This is a genomic window from Micromonospora sp. 067-2, assembly GCF_046549295.1.
Taxonomy (GTDB): Bacteria; Actinomycetota; Actinomycetes; order Mycobacteriales; family Micromonosporaceae; genus Micromonospora.
In genome coordinates, this window is the sequence record NZ_JAJPWB010000002.1 from 312,283 (window position 1) to 336,389 (window position 24,107).

General features: G+C 71.0%; 24 protein-coding genes. 15 read left to right on the plus strand and 9 right to left on the minus strand.

All coding sequences use genetic code 11. The features are described 5' to 3' along the window. Positions 1–54: 54 nt before the first annotated feature. From ACLJN9_RS05035 to ACLJN9_RS05060, 6 genes are all read left to right on the plus strand, one after another. The gene (locus ACLJN9_RS05035; RefSeq protein ID WP_410809847.1) at positions 55–267 is read left to right on the plus strand and encodes an acyl-CoA carboxylase subunit epsilon; all 213 of its coding nucleotides are present in this window, start codon (positions 55–57) and stop codon (positions 265–267) included. A gap of 88 nt (positions 268–355) precedes the next feature. After that, positions 356–814, plus strand: coding sequence for a hypothetical protein (locus ACLJN9_RS05040; RefSeq protein ID WP_410809848.1), 459 nt, complete (start codon positions 356–358; stop codon positions 812–814). Next, a complete protein-coding gene (locus tag ACLJN9_RS05045; RefSeq protein WP_410809849.1) occupies positions 811–2,184 on the plus strand; it encodes a hypothetical protein in 1,374 nt (457 codons plus the stop codon). The genes ACLJN9_RS05040 and ACLJN9_RS05045 overlap by 4 nt, the downstream gene beginning before the upstream one ends. A gap of 20 nt (positions 2,185–2,204) precedes the next feature. After that, positions 2,205–3,335 carry a type VII secretion-associated serine protease mycosin gene (mycP, locus tag ACLJN9_RS05050; protein WP_410810199.1) on the plus strand — a complete coding sequence of 377 codons (1,131 nt, stop codon included), beginning with the start codon at positions 2,205–2,207 and terminating at the stop codon, positions 3,333–3,335. A gap of 195 nt (positions 3,336–3,530) precedes the next feature. Beyond that, complete coding sequence (locus ACLJN9_RS05055) at positions 3,531–4,199, plus strand: Maf family protein (protein ID WP_410809850.1); 669 nt, start codon at positions 3,531–3,533, stop codon at positions 4,197–4,199. Next, positions 4,196–4,849: an O-methyltransferase gene (locus ACLJN9_RS05060; RefSeq protein ID WP_410809852.1), complete on the plus strand. Its 654-nt coding sequence runs from the start codon at positions 4,196–4,198 to the stop codon at positions 4,847–4,849. The genes ACLJN9_RS05055 and ACLJN9_RS05060 overlap by 4 nt, the downstream gene beginning before the upstream one ends. A 63-nt stretch (positions 4,850–4,912) precedes the next feature. On the opposite strand, the gene ACLJN9_RS05065 is transcribed toward ACLJN9_RS05060, so the two are convergent. From ACLJN9_RS05065 to ACLJN9_RS05075, 3 genes are all read right to left on the minus strand, one after another. After that, positions 4,913–5,668, minus strand: coding sequence for an ABC transporter permease (locus tag ACLJN9_RS05065; protein ID WP_410809853.1), 756 nt, complete (start codon positions 5,666–5,668; stop codon positions 4,913–4,915). 23 nt (positions 5,669–5,691) lie between these two features. Beyond that, complete coding sequence (locus ACLJN9_RS05070; protein ID WP_410809854.1) at positions 5,692–6,651, minus strand: ATP-binding cassette domain-containing protein; 960 nt, start codon at positions 6,649–6,651, stop codon at positions 5,692–5,694. A 121-nt stretch (positions 6,652–6,772) separates the two neighbouring features. Further along, positions 6,773–7,384: a PadR family transcriptional regulator gene (locus tag ACLJN9_RS05075; protein WP_410810200.1), complete on the minus strand. Its 612-nt coding sequence runs from the start codon at positions 7,382–7,384 to the stop codon at positions 6,773–6,775. A gap of 148 nt (positions 7,385–7,532) precedes the next feature. Here ACLJN9_RS05075 and ACLJN9_RS05080 point away from each other — a divergent pair, with 148 nt between their 5' ends. Both ACLJN9_RS05080 and ACLJN9_RS05085 read left to right on the plus strand, forming a co-directional pair. Then, on the plus strand, positions 7,533–9,281 hold the full coding sequence (locus ACLJN9_RS05080; RefSeq protein ID WP_410809856.1) for an acetyl/propionyl/methylcrotonyl-CoA carboxylase subunit alpha: 1,749 nt from the start codon (positions 7,533–7,535) through the stop codon (positions 9,279–9,281). Positions 9,282–9,378: 97 nt separating this feature from the next. Next, positions 9,379–10,818 (plus strand): GuaB1 family IMP dehydrogenase-related protein, encoded by a 1,440-nt coding sequence (locus ACLJN9_RS05085; RefSeq protein WP_410809858.1) that lies wholly within the window; start codon positions 9,379–9,381, stop codon positions 10,816–10,818. A gap of 20 nt (positions 10,819–10,838) precedes the next feature. Here ACLJN9_RS05085 and ACLJN9_RS05090 read toward each other — a convergent pair whose 3' ends face one another. Beyond that, positions 10,839–11,399, minus strand: a complete 561-nt coding sequence (locus ACLJN9_RS05090) for a TetR/AcrR family transcriptional regulator (protein WP_410809860.1) — start codon at positions 11,397–11,399, stop codon at positions 10,839–10,841. Between the two features lie 83 nt (positions 11,400–11,482). Here ACLJN9_RS05090 and ACLJN9_RS05095 point away from each other — a divergent pair, with 83 nt between their 5' ends. Genes ACLJN9_RS05095 through ACLJN9_RS05110 form a run of 4 tightly spaced genes read left to right on the plus strand, consistent with a single transcriptional unit; the run spans position 11,483 to position 16,211 of the window. Then, a complete protein-coding gene (locus ACLJN9_RS05095; protein WP_410809862.1) occupies positions 11,483–11,929 on the plus strand; it encodes a DoxX family protein in 447 nt (148 codons plus the stop codon). 24 nt (positions 11,930–11,953) lie between these two features. Then, positions 11,954–12,439, plus strand: a complete 486-nt coding sequence (locus ACLJN9_RS05100) for a MarR family winged helix-turn-helix transcriptional regulator (protein WP_410809863.1) — start codon at positions 11,954–11,956, stop codon at positions 12,437–12,439. After that, positions 12,433–14,166, plus strand: a complete 1,734-nt coding sequence (locus tag ACLJN9_RS05105; RefSeq protein ID WP_410809865.1) for an ABC transporter ATP-binding protein — start codon at positions 12,433–12,435, stop codon at positions 14,164–14,166. Before ACLJN9_RS05100 ends, ACLJN9_RS05105 begins: the two co-directional genes overlap by 7 nt. Next, positions 14,163–16,211, plus strand: coding sequence for an ABC transporter ATP-binding protein (locus ACLJN9_RS05110; protein WP_410809867.1), 2,049 nt, complete (start codon positions 14,163–14,165; stop codon positions 16,209–16,211). The genes ACLJN9_RS05105 and ACLJN9_RS05110 overlap by 4 nt, the downstream gene beginning before the upstream one ends. 89 nt (positions 16,212–16,300) lie before the next feature. On the opposite strand, the gene thrS is transcribed toward ACLJN9_RS05110, so the two are convergent. Beyond that, complete coding sequence (gene thrS, locus ACLJN9_RS05115) at positions 16,301–17,518, minus strand: threonine--tRNA ligase (protein ID WP_410809869.1); 1,218 nt, start codon at positions 17,516–17,518, stop codon at positions 16,301–16,303. Positions 17,519–18,035: 517 nt separating this feature from the next. On the opposite strand from thrS, the gene ACLJN9_RS05120 reads away from it, so the two are divergent. After that, entirely contained in the window at positions 18,036–18,650 is a 615-nt protein-coding gene (locus ACLJN9_RS05120; RefSeq protein ID WP_410809870.1) for a DedA family protein, read from the plus strand. A 199-nt stretch (positions 18,651–18,849) separates the two neighbouring features. Further along, positions 18,850–19,476 carry a DUF998 domain-containing protein gene (locus tag ACLJN9_RS05125; RefSeq protein ID WP_410809871.1) on the plus strand — a complete coding sequence of 209 codons (627 nt, stop codon included), beginning with the start codon at positions 18,850–18,852 and terminating at the stop codon, positions 19,474–19,476. Between the two features lie 32 nt (positions 19,477–19,508). On the opposite strand, the gene ACLJN9_RS05130 is transcribed toward ACLJN9_RS05125, so the two are convergent. After that, complete coding sequence (locus tag ACLJN9_RS05130) at positions 19,509–20,912, minus strand: NAD(P)H-quinone dehydrogenase (RefSeq protein WP_410809873.1); 1,404 nt, start codon at positions 20,910–20,912, stop codon at positions 19,509–19,511. A 106-nt stretch (positions 20,913–21,018) separates the two neighbouring features. Here ACLJN9_RS05130 and ACLJN9_RS05135 point away from each other — a divergent pair, with 106 nt between their 5' ends. After that, positions 21,019–21,474: a gamma-glutamylcyclotransferase gene (locus ACLJN9_RS05135; RefSeq protein ID WP_410809874.1), complete on the plus strand. Its 456-nt coding sequence runs from the start codon at positions 21,019–21,021 to the stop codon at positions 21,472–21,474. 106 nt (positions 21,475–21,580) lie between these two features. On the opposite strand, the gene ACLJN9_RS05140 is transcribed toward ACLJN9_RS05135, so the two are convergent. From ACLJN9_RS05140 to ACLJN9_RS05150, 3 genes are all read right to left on the minus strand, one after another. Next, positions 21,581–22,336 (minus strand): SCO6745 family protein, encoded by a 756-nt coding sequence (locus ACLJN9_RS05140; RefSeq protein ID WP_410809875.1) that lies wholly within the window; start codon positions 22,334–22,336, stop codon positions 21,581–21,583. A gap of 104 nt (positions 22,337–22,440) precedes the next feature. After that, positions 22,441–23,433, minus strand: coding sequence for a hypothetical protein (locus tag ACLJN9_RS05145; protein ID WP_410809876.1), 993 nt, complete (start codon positions 23,431–23,433; stop codon positions 22,441–22,443). A gap of 4 nt (positions 23,434–23,437) precedes the next feature. Next, the gene (locus ACLJN9_RS05150; RefSeq protein WP_410809877.1) at positions 23,438–24,067 is read right to left on the minus strand and encodes an MBL fold metallo-hydrolase; all 630 of its coding nucleotides are present in this window, start codon (positions 24,065–24,067) and stop codon (positions 23,438–23,440) included. Between the last annotated feature and the right edge of the window lie 40 nt (positions 24,068–24,107).

A 24,107-nucleotide genomic window follows, 5' to 3' on the forward strand; every position in this document is an offset into this window, starting at 1 on the left:
CGCCGGCACGCCACTGTGCGTTCCCGGTAACTTCGGGCCGCGTACCCTGGCGTCATGTCTGCCGAAGAGCCCCTGTTCCGGGTCGTCCGCGGCGTGCCCACCGCCGAGGAACTGGCCGCTCTGGTCGGGGCGATCGTCGTCCGATCCCGCCCAGCCGCAGCCCCCGCGCCGGTGACCGCATCCGCCTGGGCCCGCAGCGCTCGTCCGGCCGGCACGGCGCTCGCCGCCGGTCCCGGTGGGTGGCGCTCCGCCGGCCTGCCCCGCTGACCCGATCTGCCGTACGGGGGCTGCCAGGGTGGCCCGAAGCCGTTAATCTCACTCAGGGAAACGGTGCAGTGACGGCTAGGGAGGATCGATGATCCCCGAAGAGGACCGACCAACGCCCTGGCTGCGCAACTACGGCGGCATCGAGGCCGATATCCGCCAGCTCCGGGAGTTCGCCGACCGGCTCGCCGTGGAGGTCGAAAGCAACTACGCGCCGCACCTGTCGTACATCGCCGACGACATGTCCGCGACAGTGCCCAACCCCTGCGACGCCTTCGTCGAGCTGGTCACCTTCCTGCACGCTCACCACGAGACCCAGCAGGCGACAACCGACATGGTGTACGCGGTCCGCGGCGCCACCGGCCACCTGGCCGCCGTCGCCGACCGGGTCGCCACGCAGTACGCCGACACCGACGCCTTCTCGGCCGCCCGGGTGGTGGACGTCCAGCGTGCCCTCACCGACCCGGGGACCGTCCTGCCCGGCGGCCCGACACCGATGCTCACCGACCCGACCGGCCCCGACACCCAGAGGCCGGTGGTCCTGCCGTGATCGAACGGGGCGGCGGCCGCACCTCCGGCATCACCAACTGGCAGCTGATGGACGTCAACAGCATGTGGGCGTGCCTGCAGGACCACGACACCGCCAACCACTGGAAGCAGGTCGCCGGCTGGCGCAAGGTCTGCGACCTCGCGCAGACACACCTCGGCCGGCTTCAGGAATACCGCCGCGGGTTGGCCGAGGCATGGCCACCGGAGACCAGCGCCGCCTCCGTCACGTACCTCGCCGAACTCGACGAGCTGATCGCCAAGGTGCGGCACACCCACGACGCCGCCGCCGCCAACTACACCGCACTGTCCGCCGCCACCCAGGCCATCGGCACCACCCGCGCCGAACTCCGCAAGGTCTACGAGGAGTACGCGGGCAAGCTCCAACGGAAACAGGCGTTCGAGGCAATGGCCGCCGACCCGAAGGTCATCATGGGTAACCGGGTCACAGAGTCACCAGTGACCGACGGCGAACTGGAACGGCTGAACGTGCAGGCACGGGCCATGATGTTCAACCTCAGCGGCGAACTCCAACAAGCCCAAGCCACCCTCCAAAAACCACCAGCACCACGCTCTCCGATTCAATCTGGAGATCCTGATGCATTAGGGCCTACCGCCATAGCACCCGCTATCCCGCCAATCGTTGCTATTCCGATGCCGACGGTCGGCAGGTCTGTAGCATCCCGATTCACAGCAGCCGAAGTCGCAGTACCCATGCCGCAAGCGCAAGGCGTTGGACCGGTTCTCGGCAGTGCAGGAGCCGGCCTAGCCAGCGGTCCTGTCGGCATGAACACAGCGGGTTCGCCTCTGCCCACGCCGACCGGCCCACAATTAGGGCCTGCACTGCCACCCAGTTCGCCTGCCCAATCGCGTGTGGTCGGCCCATCAAGTTCGATTGTTCGGCCACCGGGTGGCAGCGCGAGTCGGCCTCAGGCAACGTCCCCGACCCCACCACCACGCTTGATGCCTCCTAGCGGGCTGATCGGCGGTCCGCTTGGCCCGGGTCTTGGTCCGTCAAGTCCGAGCGCAAGCCAACCCCGTAAAGTTAATCCGATAGGTGGCGTAATTGGTGGGGGCGGAGGCGCTGCCGGCACCGGGCCTTCAGGGGGTGCTGGATCTCGGCCGGGCGGCGGGCGCGCATCTGGCAGTTTGCCCGGCGGGCTGGCACCGATTGGCGGCGCACCTTCTTTGGGGAGCGGAGGAATTGCTCCGCCTACCCGACGCCACGACCGACAGCAGCGCGACAGTGACGAGGCGCGTCTTTGGAATCCAGACAGCCCCTGGGAGACCGACCAAGGGGTAAACCCTGTACTCCGCCAACAAGATGAGCAGGGCCCGATCGACCCCGGGCCGGCCATTGGCTTTAATCGGTGACAAGTCGCATGACAATGGCGCTGACTTCGCTGTCCGCGCTCGTCGCGCTATCGACATCAACGGAATTACTACCACAATCCGACCAATCACCTGATGCGGCCACTCAAATCCGGGGGGAACAATGGCACCTCGGCTATCTAAGCACGGCAAAGGCCCAAGAGATAAGCCGCGGCAATGGAGTCATTGTCGCCGTGCCAGACACCGGAGTAGATCCACACCCGGATTTGCGCAATAACCTGCTCGCCGGAACGGATGTTATCACTGGCGGAGGTGGTGACGGGCGAGATGACAGAGATAGCCATGGAACGTCCATGGCAGGACTAATCGCGGCTCACGGCCGAGGCGGACGGCTTGGCGCGCTTGGCATTGCGCCCGAAGCGAAGATATTACCTATATACAACTCTCCGCCGCATGGAGACGGCGAGCCAGACGATCTCGCACGAGGCATTGAATATGCAATCGCAAATGGCGCGGATGTCATTAGCATTTCCTCCGTCGGCGGAAGCAGTTCACGACTGCACCAAGCGATTCTGACTGCCCTCGATGCGAATATCATAATCGTCGCGGGTGTCGGCAATCTACCTAGAGATCAGACCGTTGGGTACCCGGCCAGTGAGGAAGGCGTGATCGCCGTTGGCGGTGTCGACCGTGCTGGACAGCACGCTGCTGTCTCGGTAACTGGGCCGCAGATCGACGTGGTCGCACCGGCGGTCGACATCTACAGCACCAGCTATGACGGGAAGTACTCGAAGGGAACCGGTACTTCGAGTGCAACGGCGATCGTGGCTGGGGCTGCGGCGCTGATCAGATCCAAGTACCCCTACCTGCCGGCCCAGGAGGTGGCGCACCGGCTGACGGCCACGGCCATCGACAAGGGTCCGCCCGGGCGCGACGACGAGTACGGCTACGGCGTGATCGACCTCGTGGCGGCACTGACGGCAGACGTACCCCCGCTGGGTTTTGAGTCGGTGAGCCCGCCGGCCGGTGCTGGCCCGACCACGACGGCCGGCGCGCAGCCGGGTGACGACGACGGAGCGACCGTGCGTGGCCTGGCCACCCTCGGGGTGATCGTGGTTGGGGGTGTCGTCTGGGCGCTGGTGGTGCGGAGGAGGCGGCGCGGCGACGATCCGCCACCCCGTATTGGCCGCTGATGGTCGACTGCCGGTGATCGACTCGGTATTACTGAAGTCGCCGTGTCCCCGGTGATGGGATAGCCCGATATCGGTGATGCGGAGTGGATCAAGGTGCGCAACGCGGCGTGCGGCGTGCACCAGCGGCGAACCCTGGTGCGTCGGGCTGCGGGTTGGATGGTCGTGGCGGGGTGGTTAGCCGGTAACGTCGGTTGGGTGTCTGCTTCCCTGCCGCTCCGCCTCGTGCTCGCCTCAGCGAGCCCTGCCCGTCGTAAATTGCTCCAGGCCGCCGGCATCGAGCCGGATGTGCTGGTCAGCGGGGTGGACGAGTCCCTGGTCGTCGCCGAGCGGGCTGAGGAGCTGTGCCTGGAGCTGGCTCGGCTGAAGGCGCAGGCGGTGCTGACCCGGCTGAGCCCGGCCGCCGACCAGCGGACGCTGGTGATCGGCTGTGATTCGGTGCTCGCGTTCGACGGGGAGATTCTCGGCAAACCGGCGGATCCGGCGGACGCGACCCGGCGGTGGCTGCGGATGCGGGGGCGCAGCGGCGTCCTGCACAGTGGGCACTGCCTGGTCGACGTCGTGGCCGGGCGTCGGGCGGAGGCGGTCGCGTCGACAACCGTCCACTTTGCCGATGTCAGCGACCACGAGATCGCCGCGTACGTGGCCACGGGTGAGCCGCTGGCCGTTGCGGGCGCGTTCACCATCGACGGGCTGGGCGGGCCGTTCGTGGAGCGGATCGAGGGTGACCCGGGGACGGTGGTGGGGCTGTCGATGCCGTTGCTGCGCAACCTTCTCACCGAGCTGGGTCTGCACATTACCGACCTGTGGACGAAGGTCGCGCCGGGTGGCCAGACGGTCGAGCCGCTCGGTAACGTCCGGTCATGACCACCAAGTCGATTCCGCTCACCGAGGAACTGCACGCGTACCTTGTCGCGCACGGCGCCCCGCCCGACGAGATCATTCGGGATCTGGCCGAGGAGACCCGGTCGGTGCTGCCGGAGCACGCCACCATGCAGGTGGCCCCGGAGCAGGCCGCGTTCCTGACCTTCCTCACCCGACTTCTCGACGTGCGGCAGGCGGTGGAGGTGGGCACGTTCACCGGGCTCTCGTCGCTGGCGATCGCGCGAGGGTTGCCCGAGGGCGGGCGGCTGACCTGCTTCGACATCTCCGAGGAGTTCACCGGCATCGCCCGACGCTACTGGGCCCGGGCAGGCGTGCAGGACCAGATCGAGCTGCGCATCGGCCCGGCCGGGGACCGGCTGCGGGAGCTGCCGCACGAGCGGTACCTGGACTTCGCGTTCATCGACGCCGACAAGACCGGCTACCCGGTCTACTGGGCGGAGTTGGTGCCCCGGATGCGCCCGGGTGGGGTGATCGCCATCGACAACGTGCTGCGCGGCGGGCGGGTGATCGCCCCGCAGAACGAGGGCGATCGGGCCATCGCCGCCTTCAACGACGAGGTGCTGGCGGACGTGCGGGTGGACCCGGTGATGCTGCCGGTCGCCGACGGCCTGACTCTCGCCCGGGTGCGGTGAACGGCGGCAACCACTGGACGAGTGTGGGGGTGTCCTCGTGAGCGGGGACACCCCCACATCGCGTCAGCGCACGCTACGGGCGAACTGCCGGGCGGCCCAGAAGACCCCCGCCGCGGCGAGCACCGCGGTGATGGTCAGGCCCTGCCAGACCTTGTCGCTGCCCAGGTCCCCGGCGAACAGCGCCCGGGTGCCGTCGACGGCCCAGGAGAACGGGTTCCAGTCGGCGATGCCCTGCAGCCAGCCGGGTGCGAACGTCAGGGGCAGCAGGATGCCGGAGAGCAGCAGCACCGGCTGGGCCACCGTGTTCATCAGTGGCGCCAGCGCGTCCTCACTCTTGACCTTGAGGGCGACGCCGTAGGAGACGGCCGAGGTCATCAGTGCGATCAGGGCGAGCATCAGGTATGCCAGCAGCAGGTCCCCGATGAACACGCGCAGGTCGAAGAGGAGCGCGAGCAGGGTGATGATGATCGCCTGCACGATGAGTGAGACCACGTCGCGCAACGAGCGGCCGAGCAGTAGTGAGAGCCGGCTGATCGGGGTGACCCGGGAACGTTCGATGACCCCGGCGCGCAGTTCGGCGATCAGGCCGAAGCCCTGGAACAGGCCACCGAAGATGGCCAGCAGCACCAGCAGACCGGGCACGAAGATCTTGTAGGCGGCGGCCTGGGTGGGGGCGTTCAGCGCCGGCTTGAGCAGCGGGGCGAAGAGCAGCAGGTACATCACCGGCTGGAAGACGCCGACGAAGACCCAGACCGGGTTGCGCAGCAGCAGTTGGATCTGACGCTGGAAGATGAGCCAGGTGTCGCGGGCGAGTTTCATGAGGATTCTCCTGTGATGGGTGCTCAGGACTCGCGCAGCGAGCGGCCGGTCTTGGTGAGGAAGACGTCGTCCAGGCTGGGCCGGTGCAGCTCGATCGAGCGAAGCTCCAGCCCTGCGTGGTCGAGTCTGCGCAGCACCTGCGGAATGGCGGTGGCGCCCTCGTCGACGTAGAGGCGCAGGCCGCCCTCGTCGGCGGTCTCCAGCTTGTTGACGTACGGCTCACCGTCGAGCACCTGGGCGGCCTGCGGGGTGGCGGCCAGGTCGAGGCCGACCAGCACCACGTCACCGGAGATCTCGCGCTTGAGCTCGGCCGGGGTGCCCTCGGCCACCACCTCGCCGTTGTCCATGATCGCGATCCGGTCGCAGAGCGCGTCGGCCTCGTCGAGGTAGTGCGTGGTGATGAAGACGGTCATTCCGTCGTTGCGCAGCCGGCGGATCTCGTCCCACATGTGCGCCCGGCTCTGCGGGTCGAGGCCGGTGGTGGGCTCGTCCAGAAAGACGATCTTCGGCTCGTGGATGATGCCGAGCGCGATCTCCACCCGTCGACGCTGGCCGCCGGAGTAGGTCTTGCACTTGCGGTCGGCGTACTCGGTGAGCTGGAAGGCCTCCAGCGCGCGGGCCGCGCGGCGTTGGGCGTCGGCCTTGCCGATGCCGTACATCCGGGCGTGCAGCACCAGCTCCTCGCGGGCGGTGGACTCGTCCCAGGTGCTGCCGCCCTGCGGGACGTAGCCGATCCGGCGGCGCACCTCGGCCGGGTCCTTGCGCAGGTTGGCGCCGGCGATGGTGGCGTCGCCGCCGTCGGGCTCGATCAGCGTGGCGAGCATCCGCAGCGTGGTGGTCTTGCCCGCGCCGTTCGGGCCGAGGAAGCCGAAGATCTCGCCCTCGGCGACATCCAGGTTGACGCCCCGGACGGCGTCCACCGTCTTCGTCTCTCGACCCGCGCGGGAGCGGAACGACTTCCGCAGCCCCCTGGTCTCGATCATTTCTGCTCCTGGTCGTCCGGGCCGGCCGCGCCGGCCGTCGAGGGGGACGACGCCGGACGGCGCACTCCCCCGCTGTGCCGCCAGCAGGCTAACGCGATATAACTTCTTTAGTCAACGTTGATTATTCCGTGTTGGAGGCGGGTGGCGTTCCACCCTCCCGCCAGGCCGACCAGCCCTCGGCGTTCTCCAGCTCAGCAGGCAGGTACGACACTCCGGACTCGATCCGCTCCGCGACCCGCTCGCACCAGCCCAACTCCGCCTCCGCCCGCGCCGCCCAGAGCTCGAACAACCAACCGACGTGCACCGGCTTGCTGTTCCGCATCCAGTCGGATTCCAACGAGGCCCGCATCGAGGCCACGCTGGCGCGCAGCAGATTGGCCCGGTTGCGCAGCGCCGCCGCCGCCTCGGAACGGGGCAGCGCGGGCAGGAAACCGAACGCCGCGGAGAACGGGTCCAGCGGCTCGGACAAGCCCCACCAGAAGCCGCGCAGCAGCGTCTGGAACTCGTCCTCCCCCACGGCCGTCACCTCGTACGTCGTACGCGCCGGGCGGGCACCGACCTGCTCGGTGGCAACGGCCCTGAGCAGGCCTTCCTCGGTGAGCTTGCGCAGGGCGTGATAGATCGAGCCGGGCTGCACGTTCGCCCACTTGTCGGCACCCCAGCTCAGTAGCTCACGGCGCACGTCGTAGCCGTGCACGGGCTGCATCCACCGCACCAGCCCGAGGATCATCATCCGAGTCGCAGACACCGGACAAGCGTAATAGCCAAGTTTGACTAGACACGACGGCCGGCAGTGCGGCATCCCACACTGAGCCATCGTTAGGGTCGCCAGGGTGGCCTATAAACTCCCGGTCAGTAACCTGCCGGGAGGAGCCACGACAGTGCGCAAGGTACTCATCGCCAACCGGGGCGAGATCGCCGTCCGGGTGATCCGCGCCTGCCGTGATGCCGGCCTGGGCAGCGTCGCGGTCTACGCCGACTCCGACCGGGACGCCCTGCACGCCACGCTCGCGGACGAGTCGTACGCCCTCGGCGGCGACAGCGCGACCGAGACGTACCTGCGCATCGACAAGCTGCTCGACGTGGCCGGCCGGGCGGGTGCCGACGCCGTGCACCCCGGCTACGGCTTCCTGTCCGAGAACGCCGACTTCGCCCAGGCGGTCATCGACGCCGGGCTGACCTGGATCGGTCCCACCCCGCAGGCGATCCGCGACCTGGGCGACAAGGTCACCGCCCGGCACATCGCCCAGCGCGCCGGCGCGCCACTGGTCCCCGGCACCCCCGACCCGGTGGGCGGTCCGGACGAGGTGATGGCGTTCGCCGTCGACCACGGTCTGCCGGTCGCCATCAAGGCCGCCTTCGGTGGCGGCGGACGCGGCCTCAAGGTGGCCCGGACGATGGAGGAGATCCCCCAACTGTTCGAGTCGGCCACCCGGGAGGCGGTCGCGGCCTTCGGCCGGGGCGAGTGCTTCGTCGAGCGTTACCTCGACCAGCCCCGGCACGTCGAGGCGCAGGTCCTCGCCGACCAGCACGGCAACGTGATCGTGGTGGGCACCCGGGACTGCTCGTTGCAGCGCCGGCACCAGAAACTGGTCGAGGAGGCACCCGCGCCCTTCCTCACCGACGCCCAGCGGGCGCAGATCCACCACAGCGCCAAGGCGATCTGCCGCGAGGCCGGCTACCACGGCGCCGGCACGGTGGAATACCTGGTCGGCGTCGACGGGACCATCTCCTTCCTGGAGGTCAACACCCGGCTCCAGGTCGAGCACCCGGTCACCGAGGAGACCGCCGGCATCGACCTGGTCCGCGAGCAGTTCCGGATCGCCGACGGCGAGAAGCTGCGGATCACCGCGGACCCGACGCCGCGAGGGCACTCCATCGAGTTCCGGATCAACGGCGAGGACCCGGGCCGCAACTTCCTGCCCGCCCCCGGCACGGTCACCGCGCTGCGGCTGCCCACCGGCCCCGGCGTACGGGTGGACACCGGCATCTCGGCCGGCGACGTGATCGGCGGCAACTTCGACTCGCTGCTGGCCAAGGTGATCATCACGGGTGAGACGCGGACCGAGGCGTTGGAGCGGGCCCGCCGCGCGCTGGACGAGATGGTCGTCGACGGGATGGCCACCGCGCTGCCGTTCCACCGCCTGGTGGTCCGGGACGAGGCGTTCACCGCCGAGCCGTTCACCGTGCACACCCGGTGGATCGAGACCGAGTTCCACAACACCGTGCCGCCGTTCGCCGCCGCCGGCGCCGCCGAGGCGCCGGCCAAGCGCGAGACCGTGGTGGTCGAGGTGGGTGGCAAGCGCCTCGAGGTCAGCCTCCCCGCCGGCTTCGGCGGGGGTACGACCGTCGCCGCGCCAGCCACCCGCAAGCCGACCCGGCGCGGCGGTGGTGCCAAGGCCGGCGCACCTGTCGGCGGCGACGCGCTCACCTCGCCGATGCAGGGCACCATCGTCAAGATCGCAGTCGCCGACGGTGACACGGTGGCCGAGGGCGACCTCGTGGTGGTGCTGGAGGCGATGAAGATGGAGCAGCCGCTGCACGCCCACAAGGCGGGCACGGTCAGCGGGCTCACCGCCGAGGTCGGTGCCGTGATCACCGCGGGCGCGGCGATCTGCACCATCGCCTGACCGAAAGGGCCCGTCCGGCCGCTTCGTCGGTAGGGGCACGGGTGGTTTGCGGCACCGACCTGGGCGAAGGTGCCCGGGGGCAGGGATGATGGGCCGAGTGCAGTTCCTAAACGGCGCGGTTCCCGCGCACGACCTGACCTACACCGACGTCTTCATGGCCCCGGGTCGCTCCGATCTTGCCTCCCGGCTCGATGTCGACCTGTCCACCGGCGACGGCACCGGCACCACCATTCCGCTGGTGGTGTCCAACATGACCGCGGTCGCCGGCCGGCGGATGGCCGAGACGGTGGCCCGGCGGGGCGCGATCGCGGTGATTCCACAGGACATCCCGATCGAGGTGGTCGCGAACGTCGTCGCCTGGGTCAAGCAGCGGCACCTCGTCCATGACACGCCGATCACCCTGGGCCCGACCGAGACCGTGGGCGACGCCATCCACCTCCTGCCAAAGCGTTCGCACGGGGCGGTGATCGTGGTCGACGAGGCCGGTCGGCCGATGGGCGTGGTCACCGAGGCGGACACACTGGGCGTTGACCGTTTTGCCCAGCTGCGGCACGTTATGTCCACCGAACTGCACACCGTTCCGGCGGACGCGGACCCGCGTACCGGCTTCGACCGACTCTCCGCGGGCCGGCGGCGACTCGCCCCCGTGGTGGACGCCGACGGCCGACTTGTCGGGGTGCTGACCCGGCAGGGCGCGCTGCGGGCCACCCTCTACACACCGGCGGTGGACGACCGGGGTCGGCTGCGCATCGCCGCCGCGGTCGGCATCAACGGCGACGTCACGGGCAAGGCCGCCGCACTGCTGGAGGCGGGGGTGGACACGCTGGTCGTGGACACCGCGCACGGCCACCAGGCGCGCATGATCTCCGCGCTGCGGGCCGTCCGCAAGCTCGACCCGGGGGTGCCGGTGGCGGCCGGCAACGTGGTCACCGCCGAGGGGGTACGCGACCTGGTGGAGGCGGGCGCCGACATCATCAAGGTCGGCGTCGGCCCCGGGGCGATGTGCACCACCCGGATGATGACCGGTGTGGGCCGTCCGCAGTTCTCCGCCGTGCTCGACTGCTCGGCGGCCGCCCGCGAACTCGGCCGGCACGTCTGGGCCGACGGCGGCGTGCGGCACCCGCGCGACGTGGCGCTCGCGCTCGCCGCCGGCGCCTCGAACGTCATGATCGGCTCCTGGTTCGCCGGCACCTACGAGTCACCCGGTGACCTGTACACGGACGCCGACGGTCGGCGGTACAAGGAGAGCTTCGGGATGGCGTCGGCGCGGGCGGTCAGCGCCCGGACCGCCGATGACAGCCCGTACGACCGGGCCCGCAAGGCGGTGTTCGAGGAGGGCATCTCCTCGGCCCGGATGCACCTGGACCCGGCCCGCCCCGGCGTCGAGGACCTGATCGACGAGATCATCGCCGGGGTCCGCAGCGCCTTCACCTACGCGGGAGCGCGCAACCTGGCGGAGTTCCACGAGCGCGCGACCGTCGGCGTCCAGAGCGCCGCCGGCTTCACCGAGGGCATGCCGCTGCCGACCAGTTGGTGATCTCTTCTCCGGGCGGAGGGTCAGGCGAACAGGCGGCGCAGGACCGCGCGGGCGGCCTCGCGGGGGTCGTCGCCGACCCGGTCGGGCAGTGCGCCCGCCAGCCAGAGGGTCGCGAAGCCGTGCGCGATCGACCAGGCCGCGAGCGAGTTTCGGTCGCTGTCGGCGGGCTCGCCGGAGGCCAGTGACGCTGCCACTCCGGCCCGCAGCGCGGCGCGGGCCCGCCCCTGCGCGGTGACCAGTTCGGCATCGTCGGTCCGCTGCAGCTCGGGCCGGAACATCACCTCGAAGTGCGCGCGGTGCCCGACCGCGAAATCGACGTATGCGACACCGGCATCCAGCAGGTCGTCACGTGCCTCGGCCAGCGCCTGCGCCAACAGGTCGAAGCCCTGGGCAGCCAGCGCGGTGAGCAGGCCCGCCTTGTCGCCGAAGTGGTGTGCGGGCGCGGCGTGCGAGACGCCGGCGCGCCGGGCGAGGTCGCGCAGGCTCAGAGAGGCCGGCCCGACCTCCTCGATCGCCACCAGTGCGGCGGCGAGCAGGGCCTGGCGCAGGTTGCCGTGGTGGTACGTGCGCGTTCCGGTCATCCCCGAAGCTTATCTTGCCATTGACAAGATTGGCCCTTGAGCGGCAATCTTGTCATTGACAAGTTCTCAGGAGGAAGATCGCGATGGCACCCCTGATCGCCCTGGTGTTGGGCACCGCACTGGCCCGGCTGGGCGGCCTGGCCGGAATCGGCGCCCTGGACGGCTGGCACCCCGCACTGCGGGTCGGGCTGGCCCTGATGTTCGTGTTGACCGGGATCGCGCACTTTGCCGACCGACGGCGCCCCGACCTGATCGCGATGGTCCCGCCGGGCCTGCGCCGACCGGACCTGCTGGTCACCCTGACCGGCGTGCTCGAGCTGGTCGGCGCGATCGGCCTGCTCGTGCCGGCGACCGCCCGCCTGGCCGCAGCCGGGCTCGGCCTGCTCATGCTCGCGATGTTCCCGGCCAACGTCTCGGCCGCTCGACGAGGGCTGACCCTCGCCGGCCGCCCCGTGTCACCGCTCGGGCAGCGCACCGCCCTGCAGATCGTGTTCGTGGCCACTGCGGGCGCTATATCGTTTGGCCCCTGACCATCAGGGAGCTAATCTGCGGTCGTGGACCTCGTCACCCTCAAGGACGTGCCGCTCGGCCGGCTGCTGGTGGTGGCCGCGCACCTCGTCGAACAGCGGTGGAACCGCTATCTCGCCGAGGAGCACGGTCTCACCCACGCCGGCATGGTGACGCTCCTGACGCTCGCCCGGCACGGCGAGCTGCCCCACCGGCAGGTGGCCGCGCGTGGCTTCGTCCGTCCCGCGACCCTGACCGGCATCGTGGACACATTGGCCCGGGACGGGCTGGTCGAGCGGCAGCGCGACGACAGCGACCGGCGCAGCGTCCGACTCGCCATCACCCCCGCCGGGCGGGAGCGGGTTGCGGCGCTCACCGCCGTCATCCACTCCGGACGCCCGATCACCTCGGTCGACGCCGACCCGGCGAAGGCTCAGGTGATCCGGGAGTTCCTGCTCGAAGTCGTCGGCAGCGGGGACGACCCGCGGATGACCGGACGCGACACCATCGACCCGAAGGATCCGGCGTGCTGATCCGACTGCTGCGCGGGCATCTGCGCCCCTACCACCGACCGTTGACGGCCGTGGTGTTGCTCCAGTTCGTGGGCACCATGGCCTCGCTCTACCTGCCGAGCCTCAACGCGGACATCATCGACCAGGGCGTGGCCCGGGGCGACACCGACTACATCGTGCGCACCGGCGGCTGGATGCTGCTGGTCAGCCTGATCCAGATCATCTGCTCGATCACCGCGGTCTACTTCGGCGCACGGATCGCCATGGGCTTCGGGCGGGATGTCCGCGCGAATCTGTTCGGGCACGTCAATCGCTTCTCGGCCCGTGAGGTGGCCCGGTTCGGTGCGCCCTCGCTGATCACCCGCAACACCAACGACGTGCAGCAGGTCCAGATGCTCGTGCTGATGAGCTGCACGATGCTGGTCGCCGCGCCCATCATGAGCGTCGGCGGTGTGGTGATGGCACTCCGGGAGGACCTGGGGCTCTCCTGGTTGCTGCTGGTCAGCGTGCCGGTGTTGGCGGTGACGCTCAGCATGATCATCCGGCGGATGGTGCCGGGCTTCCGGCTCATGCAGACCCGCATCGACACGGTCAACCGCGTGCTGCGCGAGCAGATCACCGGCATCCGGGTGGTCCGGGCGTTCGTCCGCGAGCCCTACGAGACCGACCGCTTCGCGGTCGCCAACGCCGACCTGACCGCGACCGCGCTGCGGACCGGCCGGCTGATGGCCATGATCTTCCCGGTCGTCATGCTGGTGCTGAACGTGTCCAGCGTCGCGGTGCTCTGGTTCGGCGCCCAGCGGGTGGACTCCGGTGCGATCCAGGTCGGCGCGCTGACCGCCTTCCTGCAGTACCTGATGCAGATCCTGATGGCCGTCATGATGGCCACCTTCATGCTGATGATGGTGCCCCGGGCCGCGGTCTGCGCCGAACGGATCGAGGAGGTGCTGGACACCGACTCGTCCGTGGTCCCCGCCGCCGCCCCCGTCACCGAGCTGGCCACCCGGGCCGAGCTGGAGCTGCGCGGGGTGCGTTTCCAGTATCCGGGCGCGGTCGAGCCGGTGCTGCGCGACATCTCGTTCCGGGCCACCCCCGGCACCACGACGGCGATCATCGGGAGCACCGGGGCCGGCAAGACCACCCTGCTGTCGCTGATCCCCCGCCTGGTCGACGTCACCGGCGGCGCGGTGCTGGTCGACGGGGTGGACGTACGGGACCTGGCGCCCGACGAGCTGTGGCGCCGGATCGGGCTGGTGCCGCAGCGGCCGTACCTGTTCACCGGCACGGTCGCCAGCAACCTGCGGTACGGCAACCCGGACGCCACCGACGACGAGTTGTGGGCCGCGTTGGAGATCGCGCAGGCCCGGGACTTCGTGACCCAGATGCCCGGCGGGCTGGACGCGCCGATCGCCCAGGGCGGCGCCACCGTGTCCGGTGGGCAGCGCCAGCGGTTGGCCATCGCCCGCGCCCTGGTCCGGCGGCCGGAGATCTATCTTTTCGACGACTCGTTCTCCGCGCTCGACCTCGGCACCGACGCGCGGCTGCGGGCTGCGCTGCGGCCGGTCACCGCCGACGCCGCGGTGGTGATCGTGGCACAGCGGGTCTCCACGATCGCCGACGCCGACCAGATCATCGTGCTCGAGGACGGGGGTGTCGTCGGAGTGGGACGACACGAGGACCTGCTGGACAACTGCCCGACGTACGCCGAGATCGTGGCCTCGCAGCAGACGGCGGAGGTGCCGGCATGAGCGAGCGCGACGCGCCGCGGACCGCGGCCGTACCCGAACAGAAGACGCCCACGGACGGGCCGACGCCGAAGCGGCTTCCTCCCGGTCGCCCGGGCGGCGGTCCGCCGTGGATGAGCGCCGGGATACCCGCCGAACGGTCGATGACCTTCGGGCCGTCCGCTCGGCGGCTGCTCGGCCGGCTGCGCCCCCACCGGCTGCACCTGGCCGCGGTCATCACGCTGGCCGTGGTGAGCGTCGGGTTCAGCGTGGCCGGGCCGAAGATCCTCGGCCACGCCACCGACCTGATCTTCAGCGGGGTGATCGGCCGGCGACTTCCGGCGGGCACCACCACCGAGCAGGCCGTCGCGGCGGCCAGGGCCAGCGGCAACGACAGCTTCGCCGCCCTGCTGGGCCGGATGGACGTGGTGCCCGGCGTGGGCATCGACTTCAGCGCCCTGAAGAGGGTGCTGCTGCTGGCGCTCGGGCTCTACCTGGCGGCGAGCCTGCTGTCGTGGTGGCAGGGTTGGCTGCTCAACGGTGTGGTCCAGCGCACCGTGCTGCGGCTGCGCGCCGAGGTCGAGGAGAAACTCAACCGCCTGCCGCTGCCCTACTTCGACCGGCAGCCCCGCGGCGAGCTTCTCAGCCGCGTCACCAACGACATCGACAACATCTCGACCAGCCTCCAGCAGACCCTGAGTCAACTGCTCACCTCGCTGCTGACCGTGGTCGGCGTGCTGGCCGTGATGTTCTGGATCTCGCCGCTGCTGGCCCTGGTGGCCCTGGTCGCGGTGCCGCTGTCGGTGCTGGTCACCCAGCGCATCGCCAAGCGCTCGCAGAAGCAGTTCATCGCCCAGTGGAAGCACACCGGCGAGCTGAACGGGCAGGTCGAGGAGGCGTACACCGGTCACGAGCTGGTGAAGGTCTTCGGCCGGCAGCGTGAGGTGCAGGCCGCTTTCACCGCGAAGAACGACGAGCTGTTCCGGGCCAGCTTCGGCGCCCAGTTCGTCTCCGGGATCATCATGCCGTCGATGATGTTCATCGGGAACCTCAGCTACGTGGGCATCGCCGTGGTCGGCGGGCTGCGGGTGGCCTCCGGGACGATGAGCCTCGGCGACGTGCAGGCGTTCATCCAGTACTCGCGCCAGTTCACCCAACCGCTGACCCAGCTCGCCTCGATGGCCAATCTGCTGCAGTCCGGGGTGGCCTCGGCCGAGCGGGTCTTCGCGGTGCTCGACGCCGACGAACAGAGCCGCGGGCCGGTGAGGCCGGCCCGGGTCACCGACCCGCACGGCCGGGTCGAGTTCGAGCACGTCTCGTTCTCCTACCAGCCGGACAAGCCGCTGATCGACGACCTGTCGCTGGTCGCCGAGCCGGGGCACACGGTGGCCATCGTCGGCCCGACCGGCGCCGGCAAGACCACACTGGTCAACCTGGTGATGCGCTTCTACGAGCTGGATGCCGGGCGGATCACGCTCGACGGGGTGGACATCACGACCATGCGCCGCGACGACCTGCGTGGCCGGATCGGCATGGTGCTCCAGGACACCTGGCTCTTCGGTGGCACGATCCGGGACAACATCGCCTACGGCCGGCCGGACGCGACCGAGGAGGAGATCCTCGCCGCGGCCCGGGCCACCTTCGTGGACCGATTCGTGCGCAGCCTGCCGGACGGCTACGACACGGTCGTCGACGAGGAGGGCAGCAATGTCAGCGCCGGCGAGAAGCAGCTCATCACCATCGCCCGGGCGTTCCTCGCCGAGCCGTCGCTGCTGATCCTGGACGAGGCGACCAGTTCGGTGGACACCCGCACCGAGGTGCTGCTGCAGCGGGCCATGGCGGCGCTGCGCTCGGACCGGACCAGCTTCGTCATCGCGCACCGGCTCTCCACCATCCGCGACGCCGACCTGATCCTCATGATGGAGAACGGCCAGATCGTCGAGCAGGGCACCCACGAGCAGCTGCTCGCCGCCCACGGCGCGTACCACCGCCTCTACCGCTCCCAGTTCACCGGCGCGTCCCTCGTCAGTGAGCAACCCTCCCTCACCCCCCAGCCCGCGTCGATCTAGGGCAGATCGCCGTGATCGGAGATCAACTGACAGCGATCCGCCCTAGATCGGCGGGTGGGTCGACGGCGGGGGTGGGGGTGGGGGGTGGGTTAGTGGGGTGGGAACAGGTCGGGCGCGTGGGTGGCGACCTGGTGGGTGATCGAGGCGAGCGCGGTGGCGGCGGGCATCGGAGGCAGGGTGCGGCCGTCGCGCAGGCGCAGCGCGAGGTGGCCGTCGGCCACCTCCCGGGCACCCAGCACCCCGAGGTACGGCACGCGGCGGCGGGCCGCGTCCCGGATCCGGGCGCCCAGCGAACCGGCGGCGTCGACCTCGACCCGCAGGCCGGCGTCGAGAGCCCGCCGGGCCAGCCCGGCCGCCGCGTCGACCTGGCCGTCGGCGACCGGCAGCAGCACCAGTTGGACCGGCGCGTACCAGGCCGGGAAGGCCCCCTCGTGCACCTCGATGAGGTACGCGAACAACCGCTCCATGCTGCCGACCAGGCTTCGGTGCACCATCACCGGCCGCCGTCGGCTGCCGTCAGAGTCGGTGTACGACAGGTCGAACCGTTCCGGTTTGTCGAAGTCCAGCTGGATGGTGGAGATGGTCGACTCCCGACCGGCCGCGTCGACGATCTGGATGTCGATCTTCGGGCCGTAGAACGCGGCCTCCCCCGGCGCCTCGACGTACTCCACCCCGGCCAACGCACCCCGGAGCAGTTCCTCGGCGCGAGCCCACTGCGCGTCGTTCCCGACGTACTTTCCTTCCGGCCCACGCAGCGACAGCCGGAAGCCCGCCGGGCGGACGCCGAGCGCGGTGTGCGCCGCGCGGATCAACCCGAGGATCTCCGCGACCTCCTCGCCCACCTGGTCGGGGGCACAGAAGGTGTGGGCGTCGTTGAGCGAGATGGCGCGTACCCGGGACAGCCCGCCGAGCACCCCCGAGCGCTCCGAGCGGTACATTCCGCCCAGCTCCGCGATCCGCAGTGGCAGCTCCCGGTAGGAGCGGCCCCGCGCCCGGAACACCAGCGCGTGGTGCGGGCAGAGCGCCGGCCGGAGCACGAACTCGTCGTCGGCGCTCAGGCGCATCGACGGGAACATGTCGTCGGCGAAGTAGTCGAGGTGCCCGGAAAGCTCGAAGAGTTGGCGCTTTCCCAGCGGCGGCGAGTAGACGTGCTGGTGGCCGGAGCGGCGCTCCAACTCCCGGACGTACTCCTCGACGGCGTGCCGGGCGGCGGCGCCCGCCGGCAGCCAGATCGGCAGGCCGGCGCCGGCCAGCGGATCGGAGACGAACAGGTCCAGCTCCCGGCCGAGCCTGCGGTGGTCGATCATGTCGCGCTCCTGGGTGGGTACGACCCCGGGAGCGACCTGGACTCCGAACGCCGCGCGGCCCTCGGGGGCGGATCGCCCCGGGGCCTGGTCGACGGTGGTTACGTCAGAGCGGCGCGCCGGGGACACCCGGCGTCGTGGTCACTACTGCCGCGCTGCGCATGCCGCGACGCTACTCGCCGGGCGGCCACGGACGCACCCGGATTTGTTCCGGTGGGAAGGGGGGCGGGCCGCCGGCGCGGGACCCGCCGGCGGCCCTGGGCGGCCCGAATCGTCAGGAACGGGGGACCCGACGGGCGGGGCCGCGCCAACAACGGTACGCCGACGAACGCCGATCCGGCGACCCTGCGGCGGCCCGGTGGGACGGCCGTTGAGCCGTCACCCGAGGACGGTTCGCCTCGTTGTAGCTGGGTGGCCGGTCGTGTCGACAGTCACGACCGGGCGGGCCTGTCCACGGTGACGCCGGACACGCCGTCAGGCTCGAGACACCCAATCGGCCGCATCCGGCGAGGTGGCAGGCGTGCCCGAACTTCTGACTGACGTCGCATCGCCGACGTGGGCGTATGTCGCTCTGCTCGGTCTGCTGATCGCGGACGCCTTCGTTCCGGTGATTCCCACCCAGATCATCATGATCACCAGCGGTGCGCTCACCGTCTACGGCGAGCTCAGCCTGCCGATCACCATCGCCGTCGGCGCGCTCGGGGTGTTCGCCGGGGACCTGGCCTGCTACCTGCTCGGACGTGGTGCGCCGGACCGTCGGGCGCCCCGGCACGCCGAGCCGAGCCGGGCCCGGCGGGTCGCCAGTCGGGTCACCCAGGGGCTACGACAACCGGGGCCGCTGGTCATCCTGCTGTGCCGATTCGTGCCCGGCGGACGGATGGCGGCCTGCTTCTCGGCCGGCCGCAGCCGCTATCCGTACCGGCTGTTCGTGCTCTACGAGACGGTCGCCGCGCTGGGCTGGGCCACCTACGGCGCGCTGGTCGGGCATCTGGGCGGCACCGCGCTGACCGAGTCGGCGTGGCGACTGGCCGTCATCGCCACCGCCGCGGCGGCCGGCTTCGCCGCGGCCGGATGGGCGATGACCCTGGTCAGCGCCCGGCACGCCCGCGCCGCCGCAGACCTGCCGGTGAAGTGACCTCGCAGCCCGCAACCCGGCGGGGAAGGCCCTCACCGGCCGCGACCTGGAGATCTTGGACAGTTACCGTCAGGACATGACGGAAACTGTCCAAGATTGCCGCGCCCCTGGCTAGCGGGGTCTGTAGGGGTGGTTCCGGGGTCGGATTTCGGTGGCTGTCCCGGATCCGGCTCGGGTGCATCCGGCGACAGGCTGAGGCATGCCTGGAACCCGGAACACCGGTCTACTGGCCCTCGGTGGGATCGCCCTGGCGACGGTGCTCACCGTGATCGGCCACCTCGACGCGAACGACGACCTCGACCCGTGGGCGCTGACCGTCAGCGACTTCGCGGTCTCCGACCGGGGCGGGGTCATCGACGCCGCCATGGTGACACTCGCGCTCGCCACGGTGGCGCTGCTGTACGGGCTGCGCCGCGCCGGCCCACCACGACCGCGCTCCGGTCGAGCGGTCGAGCTGCTGCTCGGCGCATGGGTGGGTGGGCTGCTGCTGGCCGCCGTCGTGCCGACCAACGAGCCGGGCACCGCCATGACCACCGCCGCCTACCTGCACCGGTACGCGTCAGTGGTCGCCTTCCTGGCGTTGCCGGTGGGCGGCTGGCTGCTCGCCCGCCGGGACCAGCTGACACCGGCCGCCCGATGGCTGCGCGGGTTGGCGGTGGCCAGTCTCGTCCTGGCCGCGGCCATGGTGTGGTCGGCCTATCCGGGGGAGCGCGTGTTGATCGGACTGGCCGAGCGTCTGCTCATTCTCACCGAGGTCGGTGTGCTCACCGCAGTGGCACTCGTCCTCGCCCGCTCCGGATCATCGACCCGAACCATCGCCCTCTAGGAAGTGCTTCTGGGGCTGAACGCCCGCCGCCGTCACTCCAACTCGTGGAGCATGAGCTGCCGGGCGCCTTCGGTGATCGAGCCGGACAGGCTCGGGTAGATCGTGATGGTCTGGGCCAGCTCGTTGACCGTCAGGTTGTTCTCCACCGCCATCGTGATCGGCAGGATCAACTCGCTGGCCTTCGGGGCGACCACCACACCGCCGACGACCTGGCCACTGGCCGGACGGCAGAACAGCTTCACGAAGCCGTCGGACAGGCCGTCCATCTTGGCCCGGGCGTTGCCGGACAGCGGCAGCATCACCTGCCGGGCGGGCACCTTGCCGGCGTCCACCTCGTCCTGGGAGACACCCACGGTGGCCAGCTCCGGGTCGGTGAAGACGTTCGCCGCGACCGTCCGCAGCCGCAGCGGGCGGACCGCCTCGCCGAGGGCGTGCCACATCGCGATCCGACCCTGCATGGCGGCGACGCTGGCCAGCAGCAGGACCCCGGTGCAGTCACCGGCGGCGTAGATGCCGGGCACGTTGGTCCGGGAGACCCGGTCGACCGTGACGTAACCGCCCCGGCCCAGCTCCACGCCGTACTCGGCCAGGCCCAGGTCCAGGGTGTTCGGGATCGAACCGACCGCGATCAGCGCGTGCGAGCCGGCGACCCTGCGGCCGTCGGAGAGCGTCACCTCGACACCGTCGGCGGTACGCCGGACCGCGTCGGCCCGGGAGTTGTTGAGGATGCTCATGCCCCGGTTGCGGAACACCCGTTCGATGGCTGATGCCGCATCGGCGTCCTCGTGCGGCATCACCCGGTCCCGGCTGGAGACCAGGGTGACCTCGACCCCCATGGCCAGGTAGGCGCTGGCGAACTCCGCGCCGGTCACGCCGGAGCCGACCACGATCAGGTGCTCGGGCAGCTCGGGCAGGTCGTACACCTGGCGCCAGGTCAGGATCCGCTCGCCGTCCGGTACGGCGGTGGGGAGCTGGCGGGGCGTCGAGCCGGTGGCCACCAGCACGGTGGACGCGGCGATGGAGTACTCCTCGCCGCCGTCGGCCGGGGTGACGACGACCCGGTGGGTGTGGCCGAGGGCGTCCTCGCCCAACCGGGCGGTGCCGGCCACGAAGGTGACCCCCGCCTTGAGCAGCTTGGTGTGGATGTCGGCGGACTGCGCCAACGCCAACCGTTTGACCCGCTCGTGCACCGCCCGGGCGTCGACGGTGACCGCCTCCAGGCCGTCCGAGTGCACCCCGAACTCCTCGGTGTCCCGGTAACCGGTGACGACCCCTGAGCTGGCGATGAAGGTCTTCGACGGTACGCAGTCGGACAGCACGCAGGCCCCGCCCGCGCCGTCGGCCTCCACCACGGTGACATCGGCGTCGAGCTGGGCGGCGACCAGGGCCGCTTCGTACCCGGCCGGCCCTCCGCCGATGATCACGATCCGGCTCACAGCGTTCGCCCTTCGTTGATGCTCACAGTGACTTTGTTTTCCCGAACGCACCCGACACGCACAGTCGTATTCTCCCCCACCCGTCCGTCGGGCTATCGTCATCGCCGTGCGTCATCACGCCGCCTACGGCTCAAACCTGGACCCCGCCCGGATGCGCGCCTACTGCCCGCATTCGCCCATGGTGGGCACCGGCTGGCTGGAGGGGTGGCGGCTGACCTTCGCCGGTGCGGACCAGATCGGCTGGGAGGGCGCGGTGAGCACCCTGGTCGAGTCCCCCGGTGACCGCGTCTTCGTGGCGATCTACGACATCCACCCGTACGACGCGGCCCAACTCGACGAGCTCGAGGGGGTGGCCGCCGGGACGTACCGCAGGCTGACCGTCCGCGTCTCCGCCCTCGACGGCGACGTGACCGCGTGGATCTACGTCTTCGACGGGTACGAGGGCGGCCTGCCGACGTCGTGGTATCTCTCGGAGATCGCGAACGCCGCCGAGAAGGCGGGCGCGCCGGACGACTACGTCACCGAGCTGCGGACCCGCCCCACCGGCACCGCGTCGGCGTAGCGCGTATCGCACGTTCACCAGTCTGCAACCGTCGGCGGCCGGAACGCCCGTCGGCCCCGCTCGGGGTCGTCAATCACACACCGGCGGCCGGTTGTTGCGGCGGCCGTCACCAGCCGGAGGGCTGTGCGGGCGCGAGGTCGGCCCGGGTCTGGTGCAGCAGCTCCACCAGCTCGGCGCCGTCGGCGGGGCCGAGCGCCGCGAACGCCGGCGAGGCGAGACGGTCGGTCACCGCCTCCGCCCAGAGCCGCCGACGCACCAGCGGCCCGACCGGCGGGTACGGCGGCGGCCAACCACAGGCCACCGCGCCGGCCTCCCCCTCGGGGCCGGCCAGCACCGCCTCCAACGGGGTCATCCCGGCGGCGCGTACCGCCAGCAGATAGGCGCCGGTGAAGTGTTCACGGAGCATCCGCAGCCCCGCGGCGCTGCGGGCACCGGCGGAGAGTTCCGGCAGCGGCATGGCCCGCCAGGCGGCGAAGAGCGGCATCCCGCTGGCGTCCGCCGCCGTCACCGCCCGCTCGACCAGCCCGGCCAGGCGTTCGGTGCCGGGCAGGGCGCCCAGCCGCTGCACCCCCCATCGGCAGCACTCCGCGAGACTCGCGGCGGCCACCTCGGCCGGCCGGAGGGCTCGGGCGGCAGCGTCCCAGCCGTCGGCGACCGCGTCCGGGGCGAGGAAGCCGAGAGCGGCGGCGGCCGTCTCGGCCCGTACGTCGCCGAGCGCACCAGCCCTGCCGCTGATGTAGAAGGCCCAGCCGGAGATGCCGAGCAGTCGTGCCCGGCGCAGCGTGGTCGGGCACCGGCTGAACGCGTCACCCAGGTCGAGCACGACCGGCTTGCTCGCGGCGGCGACCTGCTCCGGTGTCATCCGAGCGCCGCCCTCGGACGCACCGGCCCACCGCTCTGGCCGGCCTTCCGCTCCGGGGCCGCCAGCTCGGGACGGCCCGCCCGCTCGTCGTCGTCCATCGATGGTCAGTCTGCCGGGCGACCCCTGGAGTCCGCAGCCCCCTCTTCGGCCGCCAGTGCCTCGACCGCCGCCTCGACCTCGCCCGCGCGCCGCCGGGCCACGGTGACCGCCCGTTCGGCCGCGCGGCGGGCCAGCTTGGCTCGGCTCAGATCCTGCTCCGCGACGGCCCGCCGCCGTTCCAGGTCGGCCAACTCGGTCTCGATCCGATCGAGGACGGCAGCATCGTCGCGCTCCTGCCCGGTCGCGTCGGTCAACTCGGCTTCCGCCCGCTCCTGGTCGGCGCGGGCTCGGGCCAGCTCCCGGTCCAGTGCCCGGCGCTGCCGGTCCTGCTCGGCGCGGGCTGCCCGCTGCGCCGCCCGCTCGGCGCGCTCGGCGGCCCGGTCGGTGCGGGGGGCCGCCTCGGGGCGGGCCCGTTGGGCGCCGGGGCGGCGGGCCGGTGCTTCAGCGGCCGGCTCCTCGTCGTCGGCCGGCTCCTCGTCGTCGGCGGTGACCAGCCGCAGCTGCGGCCGGGGCACCTCGCCGAAGCCGGCGTAGCTGGTGGCCCGGAGCAGGCGGCCGGCCCGGACCTGTTCGGCGACCCCGGTGTCGGAGAGCGCCGCGTTGAGGGTCGCCTCCACCTCGGCCAGCGGCAGCTTCCCGGCCGGCGGGGCGTCTGGCTCCGCCGCGGCGAGCTTGCGGACCTCGGCGACCAGGGCTGCCACCACCGCCCGGCGCTGCGCGGACAGCTCCCGCAGCCGGGGCCCGCGCAGCTCCCGTTGGGCGGCGCGCAGCGCGTCGGCGAGCTGGACCAGGTCGGCGACCAGTTCGGGGCGGTGGATGGCGAGCAGGTTGACCAGCCAGGCGGCCACCGTGGGTCGGCGTAGCCGGGCCAACTGGCGGGCGGTGGTCGGGTCCCCCGCCCGGCGAGCCTCGGACACGGCGGCGTCCCGGGCGGCCACGAACCGCTCCGGTGGAATGCGGTAGAGCTGCTCGACCAGCTCAGGTGAGGGGCCGGGCATCGCCTCAGACGTCCACCCGGCTGCCGGGCTCCAGCCGCTGGTACTCGGTGCCGGACAGCGCGGCGTACTGCCGGTTGAGCACGCCCAGCCCGTTGGCGTTGAGCAGCGCGTCGTGCAGCGCGTACGCACGCCGTGGAGCGACCGCCCGGATGAAGTCGACCACCTCGGAGAACTTCGACCAGGGGGCGTGGATCGGCGCGAACAGCGTGTCGACCGGCGTCTCGTCCGGCACCACCAGGGCGTCGCCCGGGTGGTAGACCACGTCGTTGATCAGGAAGCCGAGGTTGTCCACCACCGGGATGTCCGGGTGGATCACCGCGTGCCGCCCGCCGTACGCGCGCACGGCGATCCCCGCCGCGGTGAACGACTGACCGGCCACGACCGGGTGCAACGCCTCGGCCGCGTCGCCGAGGATGCCGGCAAGCGACGCGGGCCCGTGGATCGGGAGCGGCCCCCGGTCGAGCTGGTGGCACACCGCCGCCACGTCGAGGTGGTCGGCATGTTCGTGGGTGACCAGCACCGCGTCCGCACCCTCCAGCGCCGCAGGGTCGCTGAACACTCCGGGGTCGACGACGAGCACGCCCCCGTCGTGTTCCACCCGGAGGCAGGAGTGGGCGTACTTGGTGAGCCGCATCGTGACTCCTCGATTATCGAATCGTGACGTCCTCAGCGCA

Excerpts from the sequence above, each read along its gene's own strand:
- ACLJN9_RS05035 (WP_410809847.1), top strand. The coding sequence starts at position 55 with ATGTCTGCCGAAGAGCCCCTGTTCCGGGTCGTCCGCGGCGTGCCCACC.
- ACLJN9_RS05040 (WP_410809848.1), top strand. The coding sequence starts at position 356 with ATGATCCCCGAAGAGGACCGACCAACGCCCTGGCTGCGCAACTACGGC.
- ACLJN9_RS05060 (WP_410809852.1), top strand. The coding sequence starts at position 4,196 with ATGACCACCAAGTCGATTCCGCTCACCGAGGAACTGCACGCGTACCTT.
- ACLJN9_RS05065 (WP_410809853.1), bottom strand. The coding sequence starts at position 5,668 with ATGAAACTCGCCCGCGACACCTGGCTCATCTTCCAGCGTCAGATCCAA.
- ACLJN9_RS05070 (WP_410809854.1), bottom strand. The coding sequence starts at position 6,651 with ATGATCGAGACCAGGGGGCTGCGGAAGTCGTTCCGCTCCCGCGCGGGT.
- ACLJN9_RS05075 (WP_410810200.1), bottom strand. The coding sequence starts at position 7,384 with ATGATGATCCTCGGGCTGGTGCGGTGGATGCAGCCCGTGCACGGCTAC.
- ACLJN9_RS05090 (WP_410809860.1), bottom strand. The coding sequence starts at position 11,399 with ATGACCGGAACGCGCACGTACCACCACGGCAACCTGCGCCAGGCCCTG.
- ACLJN9_RS05095 (WP_410809862.1), top strand. The coding sequence starts at position 11,483 with ATGGCACCCCTGATCGCCCTGGTGTTGGGCACCGCACTGGCCCGGCTG.
- ACLJN9_RS05110 (WP_410809867.1), top strand. The coding sequence starts at position 14,163 with ATGAGCGAGCGCGACGCGCCGCGGACCGCGGCCGTACCCGAACAGAAG.
- thrS (WP_410809869.1), bottom strand. The coding sequence starts at position 17,518 with ATGATCGACCACCGCAGGCTCGGCCGGGAGCTGGACCTGTTCGTCTCC.
- ACLJN9_RS05125 (WP_410809871.1), top strand. The coding sequence starts at position 18,850 with ATGCCTGGAACCCGGAACACCGGTCTACTGGCCCTCGGTGGGATCGCC.
- ACLJN9_RS05140 (WP_410809875.1), bottom strand. The coding sequence starts at position 22,336 with ATGACACCGGAGCAGGTCGCCGCCGCGAGCAAGCCGGTCGTGCTCGAC.
- ACLJN9_RS05145 (WP_410809876.1), bottom strand. The coding sequence starts at position 23,433 with ATGCCCGGCCCCTCACCTGAGCTGGTCGAGCAGCTCTACCGCATTCCA.
- ACLJN9_RS05150 (WP_410809877.1), bottom strand. The coding sequence starts at position 24,067 with ATGCGGCTCACCAAGTACGCCCACTCCTGCCTCCGGGTGGAACACGAC.